We start from the raw sequence: 18,733 nt of genomic DNA, 5'->3' as shown, positions 1-18,733 counted from the left end.
ACGACGTTTGGTAGCCACCAACTGCCCCTGGTGCTCGATCTATTGACACTACGTTTCAGGAGTTTTACGTTCCTTGGCATCTGAGAGCGCTCTCATCCGCGCCCTCCGTCCTCCCACGACTTCGAGGTGCTGCTCATGCAAGCCTCCTTCTCCAGACCTGCCGCGGCGACGGTGCTGGCCCTCGCCCTGGCCGCCCTGGGTCTGGGTCCTGCCGCGACCCCGGCGGCAGCCGCCACCGTCCCCGCCGGCTCCGGCAGTTACTCCGACGCCCGCCCCGCCGGCACGTCCGGCCCCACCACCAACACCGGCGCCCCCGTCACGCCCAAACTCACCGCGGCGGCCCGGGACAAGCCGGTCCCCACCAACGACTGGTGGACCTCGCTCGCCTACCAGCGTTACGGCGACAATCCGTACTCCACCCCCATGTACGGCCACCCGCTCACCTACCAGGCCACCTCCGGCGGGCTGGAGGTCGGCTACCCGACCACGCCCGCGGTCGTCGGGGACGGCCGCCAGTACGAGTACGCCCACAAGGCGGACCTCACCGTCGGGCTCAACGGCCTCAACTCCCCCGACACCAAGGCCGACGACTGGTCGGACTGGACCGTCACCCCCTACTGGTCGGACGGCACCCGCACGCTGCGCACGACCATCGGGCACGGCATGCCCTTCGTGTACGCCAAGGGCTCCGGCGGTGACGCGCGGATCACCACCGCCGGCACCCCGACCGTCTTCGCCGACAACGGCAACGTCCTCGGTATCACGGTCGCCGGCCACCACTACGCGCTGTTCGCCCCGACCGGCAGCGACTGGAACGTCTCCGGCACGGCGATCACCGCCGGGCTCGGCGGGAAGGACTACTTCTCGCTCGCCGTACTGCCCTCCACCGACGCGCTCGCCACGTACCGCAAGTACGCCTTCAGCTTCGTCACCGGCTCCAAGGTGACCTGGGAGTCCACCGGCGGCACCGTCAAGGCGACCTACAGCCTGACCACCGAGGCGAAGGAGGGGACCGAACGGGGCACGCTCCAGGCCCTCTACCGCCACCAGTGGCTGCACACGTCCGACGCGCTCACCCCGTACACGTACGTCTCCCCGCGCGGGACCATGAAGGTGCGGGAGTCCGCCTCCTTCACCACCAGCCAGAAGAACTCCGGTGTGCTGCCCGCCCTCCCCGCGGCGAGCGGAGTCGACAAGGCCAGGCTGACCGGATATCTCAACGAGGTGGCGAACGCCTCCGACCCGTTCTCCGGCGCCAGTGACACCTACTGGACCGGTAAGGCGCTCGGCCGTCTTGCCCAACTGGTGCCCGTCGCCGACCAGATCGGCCAGCCGGGCATCCGGGACAAGCTGCTCGGCCTCATGAAGGGCCGGCTCCAGGAGTGGTTCACGGCGGGCGGTGCCAGCGAGTTCAGTTACGACAAGGACTGGAAGACGCTGACCGGCTACCCGGCTTCGTACGGCAGCGACACCGAGCTCAACGACCACCACTTCCACTACAGCTACTACGTGTACGCGGCGGCGATCGTCGCCCAGTACGACCAGGCGTGGGCCGCCGACTCCGCCTGGGGCACCATGGTCAAGACCCTGGTGCGCGACGCGGCCAACCCCAGCCGCACGGACACCGCGTTCCCGTTCCTGCGCGGCTTCGACGTGTACGCCGGCCACAGCTGGGCCTCCGGTCACCAGGGATTCGCGGCGGGCAACAACCAGGAGTCCTCCTCGGAGTCCATCAACCTCAGCGCCGGGCTCGTCCTGTGGGGCGCGGCGACGGGTGACACCGCGCTGCGCGACCTCGGCAGCTATCTGCTGACCACGGAGTCGGAGGCGATCACCCAGTACTGGTTCGACGCCGACCAGCAGGTCTTCCCCGGCTCCTTCGGCCACGACACGGTCGGTATGGTCTGGGGCAGCGGCGCCGCGTACTCCACCTGGTGGACCGCGAACCCGGAGGAGATCCACGGCATCAACGTCCTTCCCGTCACCGGTGGTTCGCTGCACCTGGCGCGCGAGAAGGCCGCCATCAAGCGCAACATCGCCGAGATGGAGCGCGAGAACGGCGGACCGGCGGTCGAGTGGCGCGATCTGCTCTGGGAGTTCGAGTCGCTGGCCGATCCGGCGGCGGCGAAGGCCAAGTGGGACGCGGGCAACGCGGGCTACTCCCCCGAGCAGGGCGAGTCGAAGGCCCACACGTACCACTGGGTCACCACGCTCGACAGCCTGGGCGCCCCCGACCTCACGATCAGCGGGAACATCCCGACCTCCGCCGTCTTCGTGAAGAACGGTGTCCGGACCTACGCGGCCCACAACCACGGCTCCACCGCCCGCACCGTGACGTTCTCCGACGGCGCGACGCTCTCCGTCCCGGCCCGCTCCACGGCGACCGGTACGGGCACGGGCGGCACCGACCCCGACCCGGAGGAGCCGGGTCCGTCCACCGGCAACACCTTCCGGCTGAAGTCCGGCGGAACCCTCACCACGGCCACGGACGGCGCGGCGGGAGCGGACACGCTGGCCTCAGCGGACGGCGTCAACCGGGACGGAACGCCGTACAAGCCGACGGTCTACGAGGTCAGGAACGTCAGCGGGTCACTCGCACCGGGCGTATCCACCACGTTCCGCCTGCGGGTCGACGCGGGTACGACGGTCGGGCTCGCCCCGCAGGTCAGGGTCAGTTACGACCTGACAGGCGACGGCACCTTCGACCGGGCCGAGACGTTCCGCTACTTCGCGACCGACCCGGTCGCGGGGTGGGAGGAGTACACCCAGGCCGTGGGCACCAGGTCGGTGACCGGCAGCCTGGGCAACCTCCAGGGCGGCACGGTCCGCCTGGAGATCTGGAACGCTCTGAACACCGGTACGTCCACGGTGCAGACCGGGACGGACGGGGCCGTCCTGAAGATCCCGTACGTCTGATCTTCTCCACGCACCCCGTAGGTCCGGTCTTCTCTCCGCCCCGTACGCCCGGTCCGTTCCGCGGACCGGACGTACGTCGCCACATCCGCGTGCGCCCCTGTGTACGCGCGCCCATGTGCGGCGGGTCTCGTGCCCCTCAGGCCGAGGCCCGCCGCACCAGTGTGGTCGGGGTGATCACGGAGTCGGGGGCGTCGAAGGCGTCGGCGCCCGCACGGTCACGGCTCAGGCCGCGCAGCAGCAGCCGGGCCATCAGCCTGCCCTGGCCCTCGATGTCCTGCCGCACGGTGGTCAGCGGCGGATCGGTGGTCTCCGCCACCGGTTCCATGTCGTCGAAGCCGACCAGCGCGACCTGCTCGGGAACCCGGATCCCGCGCTCCCGCAGCACTCGCAGGGCGCCCGAGGCCATCAGATCGTTGGCGGCGAACACCGCGTCGAGGTCGGGCCGCCGCTCCAGCAGCTCCACCATCGCCCGCTCCCCGCTCTCCACGGTGAACGCTCCCTCGGCCACGAGAGTCGGGTCGACGTCGAGCAGGATGTCGCGGTAGCCGTGCAGCCGGTCCATGGCAGAGGTCTGGTCGGGCGGCCCGGCGATGTGGGCGATCCGTTCCCGCCCGAGATCGCGGAGATACTGCACGGCCGCCCGCGCGCCGCCCCGGTTGTCGGCGTCCACGTAGGGCACCGCCCGATCGCCCGGAGCCACGCTCCAGCTCGGCCGGCCGCCGTACACCGTCGGCACTCCGGCCCGCCTGGTGATCGCGGGGAGCGGGTCGTCGGTGTGCAGGGAGAACGCCAGCGCACCGTCGACGTGGCCACCGGCCAGATAGCGTGCGACCCGGTCGAAATCCTCGGCCCCCTCCACGATCAGCAGGACCAACTGCGTGTCGTGGGCGGCCAGTTCCTTACTGATGCCCCGGAGCTGCTGGGAGAAGAACGGGTCGGAGAAGATCCGGATCTCCGGCTCCGCGATGACTACGGCCACGGCCCCGGTCCGCCGGGTGACCAAGGTCCGGGCGGCGTGATTCGGGATGTACCCGAGCTCCTCGACCGCCTGGAGGACCTTGTCGACCAGCGGCTTGCGTACCCCGTCGCCCCCGTTCACGACCCGTGACGCGGTGGCCCGGGAGACACCGGCACGCTCCGCGACGCCTTCCAGGGTGGGCCGGGACCCGGGGGAATGCTGGGGCACAGCAGGAACTCCTCGTCGCTGGGCGGCGGCGGTACGGGCCGACCAGTGGCGACCGCCGGATCCGCTACAGCGTAACGCCACCGGCCGGCTCGATGAGAGCGCTCCCATCGACGAGCGGGGAGTCCGGGGCTCGTCCCGCCGAAGGGCGCTTCGGCCGCCCCGGCCTTTCCCGGCCGAGCACGCCCCGCATCCCGCGCATCGTGTCGCGCGCGCCCGCGCGGGCAAGGCAGGAGCCGCACCCGCGGGCCGAGGGGCGGGACCGGGTCAGGTCGGCGTCAACCACCGCCGACCGTCGATGAGTTCGCGCGCGGAATCACGGTGGCCCGCGTGGCAGGCGGTCCCTTCACCCGGCTGCTCACCTGGCGATCTCCCAGATGTGCCCGCCGGGGTCGCGGAAGCTGGCTGTCCGGATCCCCCAAGGGCGGTCGACCGGGCCGTTCAGCATTTTCACGCCTCGCGCGACCAGCTCCGCGCACATGGCGTCCACATCGTCCACGGGGAGCGTGAGCTGCACACGGGACCCGGCACTCGGCTCGGCGACCCGCGCCGGGTCGATCAAATCGTGGGCCGAGGTCGTGCTCAGGAGGTTTATGAGGCTGTTTCCGAAGTCGAATACGGCGGAACTGTCGTCCTCGAAGGCGAGGGGCAGACCGAACACCTCACGGTAGAACCGTTTCGCCTCTTCCAGGTTCTCGACGAACAGGGTGATGGCGCTGATGCCTGTGGGCCATGCCGGATTCTCGGTGTGATTCACAACAACAAAGGATCTACGAACCGGCCTGTCTCTGTACAGGGGGCAGCCGACGTCGGGTGGAACGTCCGGCCGTTCCACCCAGGGGCAGGAGCACCGGCTACGGCCCCGAAGGGGGGCCTGGAAGCTAATGCTGGACGCGGATCCCGCGTCGCGGCGGGTGCTCGGCTGAAAGTCAGCTCAGTCGGTGCTCTTCTGCCACATCTTGACAGCAGTCTTCGGATTGGAAGCGGAGTTCGACTTGTGTGTCACCGAGCAGCGGTACTGCTTACCCATATAGGTGACCCGGTCATTGGCCGAATACTGCCGGTTGACTTTCCACTCCGAGAATCCAGCTGCCATGAGGACATCCTTTCCACCGACCGACACACTGTCGGCCTGCGGGGATCTTCCCACGTCCTCGACCGCTTCCTTGACGGCACCGGGGCGGGCGAACCGCCCGCGGCCGAGGAGGGTCGCCCCAGGCGGTCGAGGTGCACGTCGTGCCACTCGATCACCTCGGGACGCGACCGGCGCCCTGCACCGCGGTGGAAGGATGACCGGGACGCGGGGCGCATCCGCGAGAGACGGGCGGGGGAACATGCTGGAGGGGCTGGACGCGGTGGACTGGCGCGGGCTGGATCCGGATCTGCCGGCCACCGACCTAGCGAAGGTGCTGCGCCGGATCGCGCGGGCGGATGCCGCCACCCCGCGGGATGCCGTGGAGAGGGCATACGGCCAACTGCAGGAACTCCTCCTGTCCCGCGGTCGGTTCACCGATGCGGGCACCGCTTCGCTGCCGTTCCTCGTCGACCTCGCTCTTGACGCGGATACGGTCGGACGGCCGGACGCGGTCGACGTACTGGCGAGCCTCGCCCACAACAGGGCCGCCGGGGACGACGCGTCGACGGATGCCGGGTGGGATGCCGCCTGGAGGCGTCAGTGGCCCCGGCTGCGGAGGCTGCTCGGCGACAGGGATCCAGAGGTGCGCCGGGCCGCGCTGCAGCTGATCGCCGACCGGACCGGACCGCTGCTGGAGCGGTGGCGCGTGGAGACGGACCTTTCGGTGCGGGTGACGCTGTTGCTGGCGCTGGGCGAGGCGGCGGCCTCCGAGGACCGGGCGGGTGCGACGGCCGACGAGGTGTGTGCGGTGCTGGACGCCGCCTTCCATGGCGAGGACCGGGTGCTGCGGGTGGCGGCTGTGATCGCCACCTGCTTCCTGGACCCGCAAGCAGCCCTGCGCGCCTGCCCGATGCTGCTGGACATCCTCTGCGACCCTGCCCTCGCCCCGGAGTTCGGGAGGGTCTGGTACACCCTGAACTGCGAGTATCCGTACGACCGCGGCAGCGTCGCCGGCTGGGTCGTGGGCCTCCTGGAACGCGACACGGGGGTGGCGATCTCCTTCGTGGCGGGGCTCGCCGAGGCGGGAAACCGCACGGGGGACGCGGACCTGCGTCGGTGCGCGTTGGACGAGGCGTGGCGGCTGCTGGAGCGTCGGCCGTCCGCGGCCGACACGTTCCTGCCCATGGCGGCCGGCCTGCTGACCGACCCCGACGACGACGTGCGCTACAAGGCGACGCATCTCCTGGCGGTGATCGGTCGCCGGGCCGCCCCGTACGCCGACCGGCTCGCCGCCCTCCTGGACGACACCGGAGAGTCGCAGTTCTTCGACGGCACTGTCGGCGAGCACGCGCGGTGGGCACTGACCCGGATCGGAGACCCGCGCGCACTGCCGGATCTGGTCGAGCGGCTCGTCGAGCCGTACCGCGACATGCCGGGCCGGGGCTACGGCATCAGTGACCCACGGCAGCCGGACGTCGTCGACGTGCTCACACCGCTGCACGCTCACGCCGAGGTGCTGCTGCCCGCCGTACGGGAGGCACTGCGCGACGAGGTCGCCCGCTCGGGCTGGCTGGTCGGACAGCTCCGCGACGTACTCCAGGCATGGGGAGAGGACCCGGTACTCCCGGGCGAGACGACGACGCACGCTCAGCCGTGGTCGCCGCCGCTGATGACGCCGGCCGAGGCGGAGTCGGTCGTGCTGGCGTCGGCACCCGACGGGGAGCCGATCGGGCCGTTCGTCACCGCCCTGTCCTCGCTCATCCACCACGGACGTACCACCACTCCGGTCAGAGAGGCGCTGGCCGCCCTCCGGGATGCGGACATCCGGCTGTCCCAGTACGGCGACTACCGCACGTTCCTCCAGGACGAGGAGATCCGCGAACAGATGGACGCGGTGCTCGCGCTGCCGTGACGCGCCGCCCAGCAGGCGCCTGCCGACGGGTGGCAGCGGCGCACCAATTGCCGAACCGGCCGAATGGCCGCGCTGAAGCCGATGCCACTCGGCCCGATCAACTTTGCAGGGCGCAGGCCGAATCCTTTCGGCGGGACCGCGCCTCCTATACATGTGCCGACAAACGTCGGGACGGGATCAGGAGGTCCTCATGATGATCGGTATCGCCATCGCCGCCGGAGCCGTGCTGCTCTGCACGTGCAGCTACGTCGTCCTGCGCAAGCGAAAGCAGTCCCGTGGCTGACGCGTCCTGGCCCGGTGAACAGCTGATCGTCGCCGCCCAGCACGGCGACATCGACTCGATCACCGCGTTGGTGTCGGGTTCGCACCCGAACGTGCAGCGATTCGCCCGCTCGCTCTGCGCCACTCCTGAGGATGCCGAGGACGCGGCGCAGGAAGCCTTGATCATCCTCTATCGCAAGATCGGGATGCTCCGGGCCTCCGGCGCGCTGGCGTCGTGGATGTTTCGCATCGTCCGCAACGAGTGCCTGCGGCGCGCGCGGACGATGCGGTCCCACGAGCCCATGCCTGATGGCGCCGAGCGCTCCGCCGAGGAGCTGGCTCTGCAGCGCATCGAGGCGGGCGAGGTGGCGGCCGTCATCGCTGCCCTGCCGGCCGAGCAGCGCCGCGTGCTGATCATGCGGGACATCCAGGGCTACAGCGGACGCATGGTCGCCGAGGCACTCGGCCTCAGTACCGCCGCGATGAAATCGCGTCTGCACCGCGCCCGCACCGCGGTTCAGCAGTCTCTTCGTTCCACACCCGAACCCGAGCCTGTTCCTGGAGATGCCCATGACGACGTCCAAAACGGACGGGCCTGACTTCGCGAGTTCGTCCCTCCCCCGCCATCTCGGCCGGGGCGTGATCGGCTTCGGCAGCCTGATCGGTTCGGTCGCGTTCATCCCTCTCGTCGGCCCGGTCAGCCTGCTGCTTCTGCCGATCGGCGCACTGGCGCTGCGTGGCTGCCCGATGTGCTGGACCATCGGCCTGATGCAGACCATCTCGCGAGGGCGCCTGCAACGGAGCTGTGAGGCCGGCCGGTGCACGCTGTCCGTCGCGGACCGGGACCAGGCGCGCCCGACCGAATCGGTCACGCTGTAGCAGGGCGCCCTTTAGGACGGGCTCTGGCCTAGTCCGCCCCTAGTGTCGTCGCATCGGCAGACAGAAGCACCAGACAGAATGGATGCGACAGATGATCCGGAATCCTCCCGAGGGCTACACCAGCGTCGCGCCGTGGGTGGTCACCGACGACACCGGCGGACTGCTCGACTTCATCACTGGCGCGTTCGGCGGCGAAGAGCTTGCGCGGGTGCCGCTCGAGGACGGCACCATCGGCCACGGCGAGATCCGGGTCGGCGACACCGTCGTCCTGGCTTTCGACCGACGGTCCGACTGGCCGGTCATGCCCTCGCTGTTGCGGATCTTCGTCCCGGACGCGGACGCCGCCATGGCCGCTGCCGCGGCCCACGGCGCCGAGGTGATCACCGAGATCCTGGACAGCGCGTGGGGCGATCGCGGCGGCAGGGTACGGGACCCGTTCGGCAACATCTGGTGGGTGACGAGCCGGGTCGAGGACGTCGAACCGGACGTGGCCTGGCAGCGCATGTCCGAGCCGAAGTACGCCGAGGCGATGCGCGTGGCCCAGGAGACACTGGACGCCACGCTCGGCGGCCGGGAGTCGGGGGAAGCCAGTGCTCCGCGGGCTCCGGGCAGCTGAACTCGTCCGTCAACCCTCCGGGCCGGCGTTGCCGCGCACCGAAGCTCCCGCACGGGCGGGGTCGCGAGGGCGTCAGCCGCGGCGTGCCAGCAGGTAGGCCCGGCGCGTGGCGACCTCGTGCTCGTAGTGGGTGCGCTCCATGTGCATCTCCACGGTGAACCCGGCCGCCTTCAGAAGGTCGGCGATGCGCGCGGGATCGAAGAAGCGGAAGTCGATGTCCACCTCGTGCCCCCACCACTCGTCCCGGTGGAGGACCTCCTCGTCGATGTGGAAGGAGAGGAGGAGCAGCCCGGAGGGACGCAGGACCCGCCCTGCCTCCTCGAAGGCGCGGTGCAGGTCACCCGGGTCAAGGTGGATGATCGTGTAGAAGGCAACTGCTGATCCGAACTCGCTGTCCTTTGCGGGAAGTTCAAGCAGGTCCCCCTCGCGGAACTCCACGTCCGCGAACCGGCGCCGACCGGCCTCGATCATGCCCGCCGACAGATCGATCGCGACCGTACGTGCACCCTTGTCGGCCAGCCAGGCCGCGACATGCCCGGGGCCGCAGCCGAGGTCGGCGACGACGGTTCCGGCTTCGGTCTGTTCCAGAAGGGAGGCCAGGAGCGCCCGGTCGAGCGGCTTCCCCGCGAGCTCGTCGTGCAACCGGGCCGCGTACTCCTCGGCCACGGCGTCGTAGCTGCGGCGCACAGAGTTGTGATGGTCATGATCACCCATGCGAGCCAGCATGCCACGTGACTGCTGGACATGACCCTCTCCTGAACGCCATCCACCCCGAGGGAGGCGTCGGCACGAGAACTGCCGTCATGTCAGGCCCAGTTCGGCGGACCGGAAGGTGCGGTGCCTTCACCTCGGCGGCATCCAGGCCGCGCGACGGTGGGAGCCGGAGCGCTCTCCCGAGGGCGGGCGCGATCAGCGGCGTCGACGGGACGCGTAAGTGGACTCGGCCTTCGTGGCATGACCGTCCCGCGGCCACCCGGACAGAGCCCAGCCGGCCGACCCACCGCCCGCCCGTTCGGGCCCAGCCCCCTGCATCCTCCGCGCCCACCCGCGTGTACGTCGAGAAAGGGAACTTCAGTCGTCTTACGGTCGTCCAATGCGATCTGTCCCTTGGTGGGCCCTCCTCTCTTCGGCATCCGCGCCGATCCTGCTGGTCGGCGGCTGGTCGATCTCAGCGGCGCTTCAGGGGCCCAGCTACGACCCCGCCTCGAAAACGATCAGCCTCCTCGCGTCCAACGGCGCCGCCGGGTACTGGGTGATGACCTCGGCCCTGATCGCGCTGGGCGTCTGCCACGTGATTACCGCCTGGGGGCTGCACCCCGCGGCTTCGCCCGGACGCCTGGCACTGGCCGGTGGCGGCCTGTCGGCCTTGCTTCTGCCACTGTTCCCGGCGCCCAGCAGTGGGGGCTCGCTCGAACACGGTGCGGTGGTCTCGGTCGGCTTCTCGCTTCTCGCGCTGTGGCCCGCCCTGGCCATGCGGCGCGGTGCCGTCCCCCAAGTGCACGCCTCGACGCGAGGCGCGACCGCGGAGCGGAACGTGACACCGGTTCGAAGCAACCCCTCCGACCGACGCCGCGCAACCGGGGGCGGCTCGGTGGCCCTGTCCCGAACGCGGACTGCACCGTGGGGGCTCCGCCCCGGACCGTCGCTCATGGCGACCGCATCGATGTGGCTCGGCGGTGCCTGGTTCCTGCTCGCGCTGTTCGTGCACGACACCGCGGGGGCGGCTGAGCGGGTCCTGACCTTCGCACAGTCGTTCTGGCCGCTCGTGGTGGTGGTCTCCTGCGTACGACAGACCAATGACGACGAAGGACTGACGTGAGGCGTGGTCGACCACGCCTCGACCAGGCCCTATCCCTCCGCGAGTGCTCCGTCCACCAGCAGGACGATCTTGCCTGTGGTGCGGTCGGTCTCGCCCAGGGCGTGGGCCTTGGCCGCGTCGGCGAGGGGGAACACCGCCTCGACATGAGCACGCAGGGCACCGGACTCCGCAAGGCCCGCGATGGCGTTCATACCGGCGTGGTCGGCCTCCACGAGGAGCGTCTCCACCCGTACGCCCCGTTCGGCCGCCTTCGCCGCCTCGTCCGGGTCCGTGCCCGGCAGAAGGGACACGAGCACGCCGCCGGGGCGCAGGACCTCGAGGGAGCGGGTGCGGGTGTCCCCGGAGAGCGGGTCCAGGACTACGTCGATGTCCCGGACGACGTCCCGGAAGTCGGTGGTCCGGTAGTCGACGACTTCGTCGGCGCCGAGGGACCGGACGAAGTCGTGCTTCGGAGCACTCGCCGTACCGATGACGTAAGCGCCGCGCGACTTGGCGATCTGGACGGCGAGGTGGCCGACACCACCGGCCGCCGCGTGAACGAGAACCCGCTGTCCCGCGGTCACCTGCGCCGTGTCCACGAGTGCCTGGTACGCGGTGAGCGCCGCGAGCGGCAGGGCGCCGGCCTGGACGTGGTCGATGCCCCGGGGCTTGTGGGCGAAAGCGCGCGTGGGTGCGGTCACGTAATCGGCGTGTGCCCCGACTCCGTACGGGTAGGGCAGCATGCCGAAGACCTCGTCGCCCGGCTTGAACAGTGTGACGCCGTAGCCGACGGCCTCGACGACACCGGAGACGTCCCAGCCGAGAACGAGCGGCAGGTGGTCCAGGAAGAGTCCGCCGCCGCGGTGCTTCCAGTCGGTGGGATTGACCCCGGCCGCCTTGACGGCGACCAGGATCTGGCTCGGGCCCGGCGTCGGCCTGGGGATCCTGGTCTCCGTGAGTACGTCGGTCGTTCCGTAGGTGTCCTGGCTGATGGCGCGCATGGTGGCGTTGTTGGTCATGCACTCAGCTTCGCGGGCGGACGCCCCGGGTACCATGGCACGATTGCCATCTTTCGACAGGATTCTGCCATGCAGCGTCGCCCCCACCGTGTCGTCGTACTCGCCCTCGACGGCGTGTACCCCTTCGAGCTCGGAATTCCGAGCCGTGTCCTCGGTTCCGCCGAGGGCCGGTACGAGGTCCTGACCTGCTCGGTCGACGGCCGGTCCGTACGGACCAACGCCGACTTCTCGGTGACCGTCGAGCACGGCGCGGAGGCCCTGCGCACCGCCGAGACCGTCGTGATCCCGCCCTACGATCCGGCGCTCCTCACCCGCGAGGTGCCGGCGGAGCTTCGGGCGGTACTCGCCTCGATCCCCTCCGAGGCCCGCATCGTGTCCATCTGCACGGGAGCCTTCCTGCTCGCCGGCGCCGGACTTCTGGACGGCCGGCCCGCCACGACCCACTGGGCGCTCGCCGCCACCTTCAGTGCCTGGTACCCGCAGGTGGCGCTCGACCCGGATGTCCTGTTCGTCGACGACGGGAACCTGCTGACGTCGGCGGGGGCGGCCTCGGGGGTGGACGTCTGCCTGCATCTCGTACGCAAGGACCACGGGACCGCCGTCGCCAACCGCGTGGCCCGCTCGTGCGTCGTACCGCCGTGGCGGGACGGCGGACAGGCCCAGTACATCGAACAGCCCGTCCCCGACACCATGGCCAACGGGACCTCGGCCACCAGGCAGTGGGCGCTGGAGAACCTGCACGAGCCGCTCACTCTCAGCGAACTCGCCGACCACGCCCGGATGAGCCTGCGGACCTTCGCGCGCCGGTTCAACGAGGAGGTCGCCATGAGCCCCGGGCGCTGGCTGATCCAGCAGCGGGTGGCCCGGGCCCGGCACCTGCTGGAGTCCACCGACCTGCCCGTGGACGACATCGCCGGCCAGGTCGGCTTCGCCACCGGCACTTCCCTGCGCCAGCACCTGCACGCCTCCATCGGAGTCTCCCCGCTGGCCTACCGGCGCACCTTCCGCGGCGGAGCGGCGAACCCGGGGGCACCGGTCCCGGCCGGTCAGCCCCGGGAAGCAGCACCGCTCTGAGTCCTTCCTCCTCGCCCGTCGCTCCGGCCTCGCGAGCGACCGAGAAGGTCATGAAGGCTTCGGCGCGTATTCCCGGGGAGCCATCCGAATTCCAATACCGGACATGGGATTCCCCATTGGAAAACCCCTGGGGTCGGGGGCTACGTTCGGGGGCATCGCCGCACTGACGATCTGTATCCGAAGGCTCAGCGCCCCGGACCAGGCAGACCCCGCACCCCTCGGAGACACCTCATGTCCAAGATTCTTTTCGTGATGACCGGCGTCGACTTCTGGACGCTGGCCGACGGCACCAAGCACCCGACGGGCTTCTGGGCCGAGGAGGCCGTCGCTCCGTACGAGGCGTTCAAGGCCGCGGGCCACGAGATCGTCGTCGCCACACCCGGCGGGGTCGTACCGACCGTGGACCAGGGCAGTCTGGCGCCCGAGGTCAACGGTGGCCAGGAGGGTGCCGACAGGGTCGCCGCCGCCCTCGGCTCCCTCACCGAGATCAGGACCCCGATCCGGCTGGAGGACGTGGCCCTCGACGCCTACGACGCCGTCTTCTACCCCGGCGGCCACGGCCCCATGGAGGACCTCGCCGTCGACGCCACCTCCGGCCGGCTGCTCATCGACACGCTCGACTCCGGGAAGCCGCTGGCCGTCGTCTGCCACGCCCCGGCCGCGCTCCTCGCGGCAACGCGCGCGGACGGCGCGAACGCCTTCGGCGGCTACCGCGTGGCCGCGTTCAGCAACGTGGAGGAGACCCAGGCCGGGCTCGCCGACAAGGCGAAGTGGCTGCTGGAGACCCGCCTCGTCGAAGCCGGTGTCGACGTCCGGACCGGTGAGCCGTGGGCACCGCACGTCGTCGTCGACCGCAACCTCGTCACCGGGCAGAACCCCGCCTCCTCCGCCCCGCTCGCCGCAGAGGTCCTCAAGAAGCTGGCGTGACGGTGACCACCGACCGGCTCGGCAAGCCCTTGAGGCCGCCCCTTAGTACGTAGCAGCGCCAAGGCCGCGCTCCCCGCAGTCGGCTCGACCGCCCTCCCCACAGTCGGCTCGACCGCCCTCCCCACAGCCGGCTCGACCGCCCTCCCCACAGCCGGCTCGACCGCCTTTTCGACAGCCGGCTCGGGAGGCGGTCGAGTCGACACAGGAATCATTAGGGTCACCTCATGAGGCACGCAGATCCCCATGGCATCGGTTCGCCGCCGCACTCGCACTCCCCCACGCCCCTCGCGCCGGACCTGAACCTGCTGCGCACCTTCCTGGCCGTCTATCGCTCCGGATCGTTCACGGCCGCCGCCAGACTGCTCGGCCTGTCCCAACCCACGGTGACCACCCAGATCCGTACTCTGGAGCGTCAGACGGGACGCGAACTGTTCGAGCGGTTGCCTCGCGGGGTCGCACCGACGGCCGTCGCCCACGATCTCGTGACGCGTGTCGCCGAGCCCCTCGACGCGCTCGCCGCCGTCTCCGGGCACCACACCACGGCGCCCGAAACGGCCGCTCCCGTACACCTCGCGGGACCCGCCGAGCTGTTGTGCACCCTCGCCCTACCCGCACTCGCTCCCCTGGCAGCCGAAGGCGTACGGCTGCGCGTGTCCATGCACCTCACCGAGCCGCTCCTGGAGGAGCTGCGCGCGGGACGCCATGACCTCGTCATCGCCACCGCCCGCCCGCGCGGCAGGACACTGACCGCCGTACCGCTCATGGACGAGGAGTTCGTCCTGGTCGCGGCGCCGTCCTGGGCCGACCACGTCGCACCACGCCTCGCCGCGGTGGGCCCGGCCGCCCTGCACACCGTCCCACTCATCACGTACGCCGAGGACCTGCCCATCGCGCGCCGCTACTGGCGCCACGTCTTCGGCACGCGCCTGTCGTGCCCGGCCGCCGTCACCGTGCCCGACCTGCGCGGCGTACGCGCCGCGGTCGTCGCGGGGGCCGGCTTCACCGTTCTTCCCCGCTACCTCTGCCTCGACGACCTCGCCTCCGGCGCCCTCGTCACGCTGCACGAACCGGAAGACCCGCCGATCAACACCGGCTATCTCGTCCAGCGGCCCGGCACTCCCGAGAACCCCGACGTCATCCGGGTCCGCGACCTGCTGCTGCAAGCGGGCCGCACCTGGTGACCGGCCGACGGCCGGCTGATCCAGCGGGAGGCGTACGCCTCCGTGATACGCAATGTCGGCAACCGAGGGGGTACGTCGTAGGCAAGGGCGGCGGCCGGCCAGGAGCCCTGCCAGGAAACGGCGTTGCGTCCCGTGCGGCCGGCATGGATGCTGGCCGGCTGGAAGGGGTGAGGGCGATCAACATCGAGTTGAAGGTGTCGGCGCGCGATTTCGTGCAGGGGGACCTGGCGTCGTGCGGATGGGCAGGGTCCGAACGCCACTTGGCGGGCGTCGCAGCACAGTTGGAGCGTGCCCGTCTCGGAGAGGTCGACTACCTGGCGGTCTGCGCCGCAACGGACATACCCGTGGCGAAGGGCGGCGTCGACTACCAGGTCAAAGAGGGAGTCGGCACCCTGTGGCAGCTTGCCGTGCATCCCGCATTGCAGTCGTGCGGGATCGGCACGTTCCTCGTGGAGGCAGCGGAGCTGCGCATCAAGAGCCGGGGGCTGTGGCAGGCCGAGCTCGGTGTGGAGGAGAGCAATCCCCGCGCTCGGGCCCTCTACGAACGACTGGGCTACGTCGCATTCGACCGTCAGCCGGACTCGTGGGACGAGCAGGCCCCGGACGGGTCGTTGCGCCGCTACGAAACGATGTGCACCTTGATGCGCAAGAACCTCTCCTAGCTTGTCGTTTATCGTCCGGCTGCTGGCGGTGCCGCAAGTGACGATCGAATTCTGCTCAGCCATCGACGGCAGAGCTCAGTCGTCACCGGCTCGAAGAGCTCGGGCGTGGACGTCTCGAAGTGGAACTGTGTCAGCAGGTCCTCGTGGCCGTCTTCGATGTTCAGTCCGTCGACGAAGTGCACCGTCTGGCCCAGGTCGTGAGCTCGTCGAGTCCCACCTGGCCATCGGCGGCCTTCTTCAGTACGACTGCGATCGCGGCGCGGTCCACGAGGGCGGTGGCTGACGCATCTGCGCCCTGAGCGGTCGGCGGTGAGGCACCGTCCGTCAAACGTGGGTTCAGTCGGCACGGCGGTAGGCTGCCGCCGCTCCGGCAATGCCAGGCCCGTATCGGGTGCGCGCCCGGTCGAGGGCGGCTTCAAGGTCGCGGACTTCGTCGTCCCGGGTGTCGAAGGTGAGCTGGCGGGTTGCGTCCTCGGCCGGGGCGAGCTGCTCGGCTCGGAGGGAGATGGCGCGCACGCGGGCCCGCTCCAGGGCCAGAAGAGCGAGGAGTTCGCGTCCGGTCGCGGCGAGGCCCAAGGTGTGTGCGGTGGGTTCGGCCATTTTGCGGGTGCGGGTGCTCTGGCTCTGGTCCGCGTACGTGACGGTGAGGGTCAGTGCTCGGGTGAGGTCCTTGGTCTGGGCGCCGATCTGCTCGGCGAGCGCGAGGACGGTGCGGTGGTGCTGGTCGGCATCAAGTTCGTGGGCACGGGTGCTCCTTGCATCCGGATGCGACTGTGCACGACGCGGCCAGGTGGCGTGCGGAAGGGGCGAATCCGGTCAGACCTGGTGCAGGGCCTCCATGTCTTCACCGACCCCCGCGAGGCTCAGGCCCCGCGAGCCGATTCGGCCACGCGGTCGAGTAGAGCACGCAGCTGCGCCGCCTCCCGCGTGCTGAGCTCGCCGCTGATCTGGCGCTCGATGCCGGCGATCGCCTCATCGGCCGCACGCAGCGCCGTCCGTCCGGCATCGGTGAGGTGCAGCTCCTGCACGTGCCCATGCCGAGGGTGCGCGCGACGCTCCAGCTGCTCGCGCTTCTCCAGCCTCGCCACCAGCGAGGCCACGGCCTGGGGAGTCACGTTGAGGCGGCGAGCCAGCTCGGCACCGGTCAGCCCCGGCTCGGCGTGCACCGTCATCAGCAGCGTGTAGTGCGCGGCCGCCATGCCCAGGGGCCGCAGCCGCTGCTCCTTCAGTGCCTGTACCGCCAGTTCCGCGCGGCGCAGCGCCCAGACCAGCCGATCCAGCGCGTCAGCCCCGACGGGCTCCTCATCGTCTCCAGTCATGCGAGAAGGATACGGCAGTTCATTGATATCAAGCGCTTGATAGTCGCCAACGTGGTTGATACTCTGAGAGTGCTGCGGAGCCGGGCGAATCGTGAGCTCGCCGGAAATCCCGCAGCTCAGGCCGATGCCACCGGGGCTTCCCGTGGCGCCGTCGGCCCCCAGCGAAGTCCTTCCTTCCGACGCGCATCCGCCACCACCATGCGGCTCATCGCGTCGAGCACCGCGTCCGCCCCCCGCCCCGGCCCTCAGGGGCTGATCGCACCGGCGTGCGCACGAGAGCAGGAGAAACCCGTGACCAACAACACTCCCCTGATCACACGTGACGGAGTCATCGGATACGACGCGGCTGAGATCATCACCGTCGATCAGGCGACCGGGGCCGAGTTCGCCCGCTACGCCGTGGCGGGCAAGGACGAGGCCACCACGGCCGTCACCGCCGCCCGCTCCGCCACCGGCCATTGGTGGGATCTCGGATTCGAGGGCCGCGCGCAGCGGCTGCGCGCCTGGCGGCGCGAGATCGCCGTCAGCGGCGAGGAGGGAGCCGCCCTGATCCACGCGGAGAACGGCAAGCCCCTCGACGACGCGCGGGTAGAAGTGCTCGGGGCCCTGGAGCATCTTCAGTACGTCATCGAAAACGCCGAGCGCGTGCTGGGACGCCGAGAGGTTCCGGCCAACCCCACCACGTCCAACCAGCGAGCCTGGGTGGAATACCAGCCGTACGGCGTCGTCGGCGTCATCGGCCCGTGGAACTTCCCCCTGCTCACCCCCGTGGCGATCGTCGCCGACGCGCTCGCGGCCGGGAACGCCGTCATCCTCAAGCCCAGTCAGATCACGCCCGGCGTCGCCGAGTGGCTCATCCGGACCTGGCAGCGCGCAGTCCCCGACCTGCTGGCCGTCCTGCAGAACCTGAACGGATACGGAGCGACCGGCCAGGCACTCATCGCAGCCGGCCTGGACAAGCTCGCCTTCACCGGCAGCGTCGCCACCGGCAAGACGGTGGCCGCCCAGTGCGCGCAGACCCTCACCCCCGTCCTGCTGGAACTCGGCGGGAAGGACGGCGCCATCGTGGCCGAGGACGCCGACCTGGACGAAGCCGCCAAGCACATCGTCTGGGGCGCGATGCAGAACACCGGGCACGGCTGCATCAGCCTCGAAGTGGCCTACGTCGTCGAGTCCGTGCACGACGAGCTCGTCGAGAAGATCAGCGAGCTCGCCCGGCAGATCCGCGTCGGCAGCGACCCGGACGCGGAGATCGGACCGGTCCCGCTGACCGGCCAGATCCCGATCATCCGGGAACACATCGAAGACGCGCTGCAGCGCGGCGCGAGGGCCACGGTCGGCGGCCTCGACACGCTGGGCGAGCGTTATGCCGCGCCCACCGTCCTCGTCGGCGTGAACCCCGACGCCCTCGCCGCGACGGACGAGACATTCGGGCCAACGCTGGCCGTCGTCAAGGTCACCGACACCGACGAGGCCGCCGCGCACATCAACGCGGGCCGCTACGGCCTGGGCAGCGCCGTCTTCAGCTGCGACCACGGTGAGGACATCGCCCGTCGCCTGCGTGTCGGAATGACCAGCATCAACGACGCCCTGGTGTTCTCCATGAACCCCGCCCTGCCCTTCGGCGGCCGGGGCGACAGCGGATACGGGCGCAAGCAGGGCGAGGAAGGACTCCGGGAATTCGCCTGGCCGCACTCCTTCACCGCCAAGACCGGCCCCGCCCACTTCTCGGCCTCGACCTTCGGCAGGCCCGCAGGCGCCATGGCGGCAGCCCTCGCCACCGTCCGCGACAGGATCCTCGCCGAACAGGACACCGACACCACCCACTGACCAACCCGGCGGGGCTCGGCCGCACTCGCGGCCGGGCCCCGGCCCCTTCGCTCCACGCCTGCCTCGTCAGGTCGCTCCCGT

General features: G+C 70.4%; 17 protein-coding genes and 1 pseudogene. 11 read left to right on the top strand and 7 right to left on the bottom strand.

Annotated features, from left to right (window positions below):
- Nucleotides 1–135 precede the first annotated feature (135 nt).
- Nucleotides 136–2,916, top strand: coding sequence for a glycosyl hydrolase (locus tag OG230_RS35185; RefSeq protein WP_328907828.1), 2,781 nt, complete (start codon nt 136–138; stop codon nt 2,914–2,916).
- A 136-nt stretch (nt 2,917–3,052) separates the two neighbouring features.
- On the opposite strand, the gene OG230_RS35180 is transcribed toward OG230_RS35185, so the two are convergent.
- The 3 genes from OG230_RS35180 to OG230_RS35170 form a co-directional block, all read right to left on the bottom strand.
- A complete protein-coding gene (locus OG230_RS35180; protein ID WP_328907827.1) occupies nt 3,053–4,102 on the bottom strand; it encodes a LacI family DNA-binding transcriptional regulator in 1,050 nt (349 codons plus the stop codon).
- Between the two features lie 355 nt (nt 4,103–4,457).
- Nucleotides 4,458–4,856 (bottom strand): VOC family protein, encoded by a 399-nt coding sequence (locus OG230_RS35175; RefSeq protein ID WP_328907826.1) that lies wholly within the window; start codon nt 4,854–4,856, stop codon nt 4,458–4,460.
- A 177-nt stretch (nt 4,857–5,033) separates the two neighbouring features.
- Complete coding sequence (locus tag OG230_RS35170; RefSeq protein ID WP_328907825.1) at nt 5,034–5,195, bottom strand: carbohydrate-binding protein; 162 nt, start codon at nt 5,193–5,195, stop codon at nt 5,034–5,036.
- Between the two features lie 193 nt (nt 5,196–5,388).
- On the opposite strand from OG230_RS35170, the gene OG230_RS35165 reads away from it, so the two are divergent.
- From OG230_RS35165 to OG230_RS35150, 4 genes are all read left to right on the top strand, one after another.
- Entirely contained in the window at nt 5,389–7,086 is a 1,698-nt protein-coding gene (locus tag OG230_RS35165) for a HEAT repeat domain-containing protein (protein ID WP_328907824.1), read from the top strand.
- Nucleotides 7,087–7,361: 275 nt separating this feature from the next.
- On the top strand, nt 7,362–7,946 hold the full coding sequence (locus tag OG230_RS35160) for an RNA polymerase sigma factor (RefSeq protein ID WP_328907823.1): 585 nt from the start codon (nt 7,362–7,364) through the stop codon (nt 7,944–7,946).
- Nucleotides 7,918–8,226 (top strand): hypothetical protein, encoded by a 309-nt coding sequence (locus tag OG230_RS35155; RefSeq protein ID WP_328907822.1) that lies wholly within the window; start codon nt 7,918–7,920, stop codon nt 8,224–8,226. The genes OG230_RS35160 and OG230_RS35155 overlap by 29 nt, the downstream gene beginning before the upstream one ends.
- Nucleotides 8,227–8,308: 82 nt before the next feature.
- Entirely contained in the window at nt 8,309–8,842 is a 534-nt protein-coding gene (locus OG230_RS35150) for a VOC family protein (RefSeq protein WP_443051456.1), read from the top strand.
- Between the two features lie 72 nt (nt 8,843–8,914).
- Here OG230_RS35150 and OG230_RS35145 read toward each other — a convergent pair whose 3' ends face one another.
- Complete coding sequence (locus OG230_RS35145) at nt 8,915–9,556, bottom strand: class I SAM-dependent methyltransferase (RefSeq protein ID WP_328907820.1); 642 nt, start codon at nt 9,554–9,556, stop codon at nt 8,915–8,917.
- Nucleotides 9,557–9,935: 379 nt separating this feature from the next.
- On the opposite strand from OG230_RS35145, the gene OG230_RS35140 reads away from it, so the two are divergent.
- A complete protein-coding gene (locus OG230_RS35140) occupies nt 9,936–10,661 on the top strand; it encodes a DUF998 domain-containing protein (RefSeq protein WP_328907819.1) in 726 nt (241 codons plus the stop codon).
- Between the two features lie 29 nt (nt 10,662–10,690).
- Here the strand turns inward: OG230_RS35140 and OG230_RS35135 are convergent, their stop codons facing one another.
- Nucleotides 10,691–11,659, bottom strand: a complete 969-nt coding sequence (locus OG230_RS35135; protein ID WP_443051455.1) for an NADP-dependent oxidoreductase — start codon at nt 11,657–11,659, stop codon at nt 10,691–10,693.
- A gap of 69 nt (nt 11,660–11,728) precedes the next feature.
- Between OG230_RS35135 and OG230_RS35130 the strand changes: the two genes are divergently transcribed.
- The 4 genes from OG230_RS35130 to OG230_RS35115 all read left to right on the top strand — a co-directional run bounded on the left by OG230_RS35130 (nt 11,729) and on the right by OG230_RS35115 (nt 15,503).
- Entirely contained in the window at nt 11,729–12,733 is a 1,005-nt protein-coding gene (locus tag OG230_RS35130) for a GlxA family transcriptional regulator (protein WP_328907818.1), read from the top strand.
- Nucleotides 12,734–12,964: 231 nt separating this feature from the next.
- Nucleotides 12,965–13,660: a type 1 glutamine amidotransferase domain-containing protein gene (locus OG230_RS35125; protein ID WP_328907817.1), complete on the top strand. Its 696-nt coding sequence runs from the start codon at nt 12,965–12,967 to the stop codon at nt 13,658–13,660.
- Nucleotides 13,661–13,884: 224 nt separating this feature from the next.
- Nucleotides 13,885–14,841, top strand: a complete 957-nt coding sequence (locus OG230_RS35120) for a LysR family transcriptional regulator (RefSeq protein ID WP_328907816.1) — start codon at nt 13,885–13,887, stop codon at nt 14,839–14,841.
- A 143-nt stretch (nt 14,842–14,984) separates the two neighbouring features.
- Nucleotides 14,985–15,503, top strand: a complete 519-nt coding sequence (locus OG230_RS35115; protein ID WP_328907815.1) for a GNAT family N-acetyltransferase — start codon at nt 14,985–14,987, stop codon at nt 15,501–15,503.
- Between the two features lie 336 nt (nt 15,504–15,839).
- Here OG230_RS35115 and OG230_RS35110 read toward each other — a convergent pair.
- Nucleotides 15,840–16,223: pseudogene (locus OG230_RS35110) on the bottom strand (DinB/UmuC family translesion DNA polymerase); the annotation flags it as partial.
- A gap of 143 nt (nt 16,224–16,366) precedes the next feature.
- On the bottom strand, nt 16,367–16,822 hold the full coding sequence (locus OG230_RS35105) for a MarR family winged helix-turn-helix transcriptional regulator (RefSeq protein WP_328907814.1): 456 nt from the start codon (nt 16,820–16,822) through the stop codon (nt 16,367–16,369).
- 291 nt (nt 16,823–17,113) lie between these two features.
- Between OG230_RS35105 and OG230_RS35100 the strand changes: the two genes are divergently transcribed.
- Complete coding sequence (locus OG230_RS35100) at nt 17,114–18,652, top strand: aldehyde dehydrogenase family protein (protein ID WP_328907813.1); 1,539 nt, start codon at nt 17,114–17,116, stop codon at nt 18,650–18,652.
- Nucleotides 18,653–18,733: the final 81 nt, after the last annotated feature.

This window comes from Streptomyces sp. NBC_00234 (assembly GCF_036195325.1).
GTDB lineage: Bacteria > Actinomycetota > Actinomycetes > Streptomycetales > Streptomycetaceae > Streptomyces.
The sequence above is the reverse complement of the archived record's forward strand: the minus strand, read 5'-3'. Positions and strand labels throughout refer to the sequence as shown.

What these genes read in the sequence shown, in the direction of transcription:
- OG230_RS35185 (WP_328907828.1), top strand. Translation starts at nt 136, where the DNA reads ATGCAAGCCTCCTTCTCCAGACCTGCCGCGGCGACGGTGCTGGCCCTC.
- OG230_RS35170 (WP_328907825.1), bottom strand. Translation starts at nt 5,195, where the DNA reads ATGGCAGCTGGATTCTCGGAGTGGAAAGTCAACCGGCAGTATTCGGCC.
- OG230_RS35165 (WP_328907824.1), top strand. Translation starts at nt 5,389, where the DNA reads ATGACCGGGACGCGGGGCGCATCCGCGAGAGACGGGCGGGGGAACATG.
- OG230_RS35155 (WP_328907822.1), top strand. Translation starts at nt 7,918, where the DNA reads ATGACGACGTCCAAAACGGACGGGCCTGACTTCGCGAGTTCGTCCCTC.
- OG230_RS35150 (WP_443051456.1), top strand. Translation starts at nt 8,309, where the DNA reads ATGCGACAGATGATCCGGAATCCTCCCGAGGGCTACACCAGCGTCGCG.
- OG230_RS35145 (WP_328907820.1), bottom strand. Translation starts at nt 9,556, where the DNA reads ATGGGTGATCATGACCATCACAACTCTGTGCGCCGCAGCTACGACGCC.
- OG230_RS35140 (WP_328907819.1), top strand. Translation starts at nt 9,936, where the DNA reads ATGCGATCTGTCCCTTGGTGGGCCCTCCTCTCTTCGGCATCCGCGCCG.
- OG230_RS35135 (WP_443051455.1), bottom strand. Translation starts at nt 11,659, where the DNA reads ATGACCAACAACGCCACCATGCGCGCCATCAGCCAGGACACCTACGGA.
- OG230_RS35130 (WP_328907818.1), top strand. Translation starts at nt 11,729, where the DNA reads ATGCAGCGTCGCCCCCACCGTGTCGTCGTACTCGCCCTCGACGGCGTG.
- OG230_RS35125 (WP_328907817.1), top strand. Translation starts at nt 12,965, where the DNA reads ATGTCCAAGATTCTTTTCGTGATGACCGGCGTCGACTTCTGGACGCTG.
- OG230_RS35120 (WP_328907816.1), top strand. Translation starts at nt 13,885, where the DNA reads ATGAGGCACGCAGATCCCCATGGCATCGGTTCGCCGCCGCACTCGCAC.
- OG230_RS35115 (WP_328907815.1), top strand. Translation starts at nt 14,985, where the DNA reads ATGGATGCTGGCCGGCTGGAAGGGGTGAGGGCGATCAACATCGAGTTG.
- OG230_RS35105 (WP_328907814.1), bottom strand. Translation starts at nt 16,822, where the DNA reads ATGACTGGAGACGATGAGGAGCCCGTCGGGGCTGACGCGCTGGATCGG.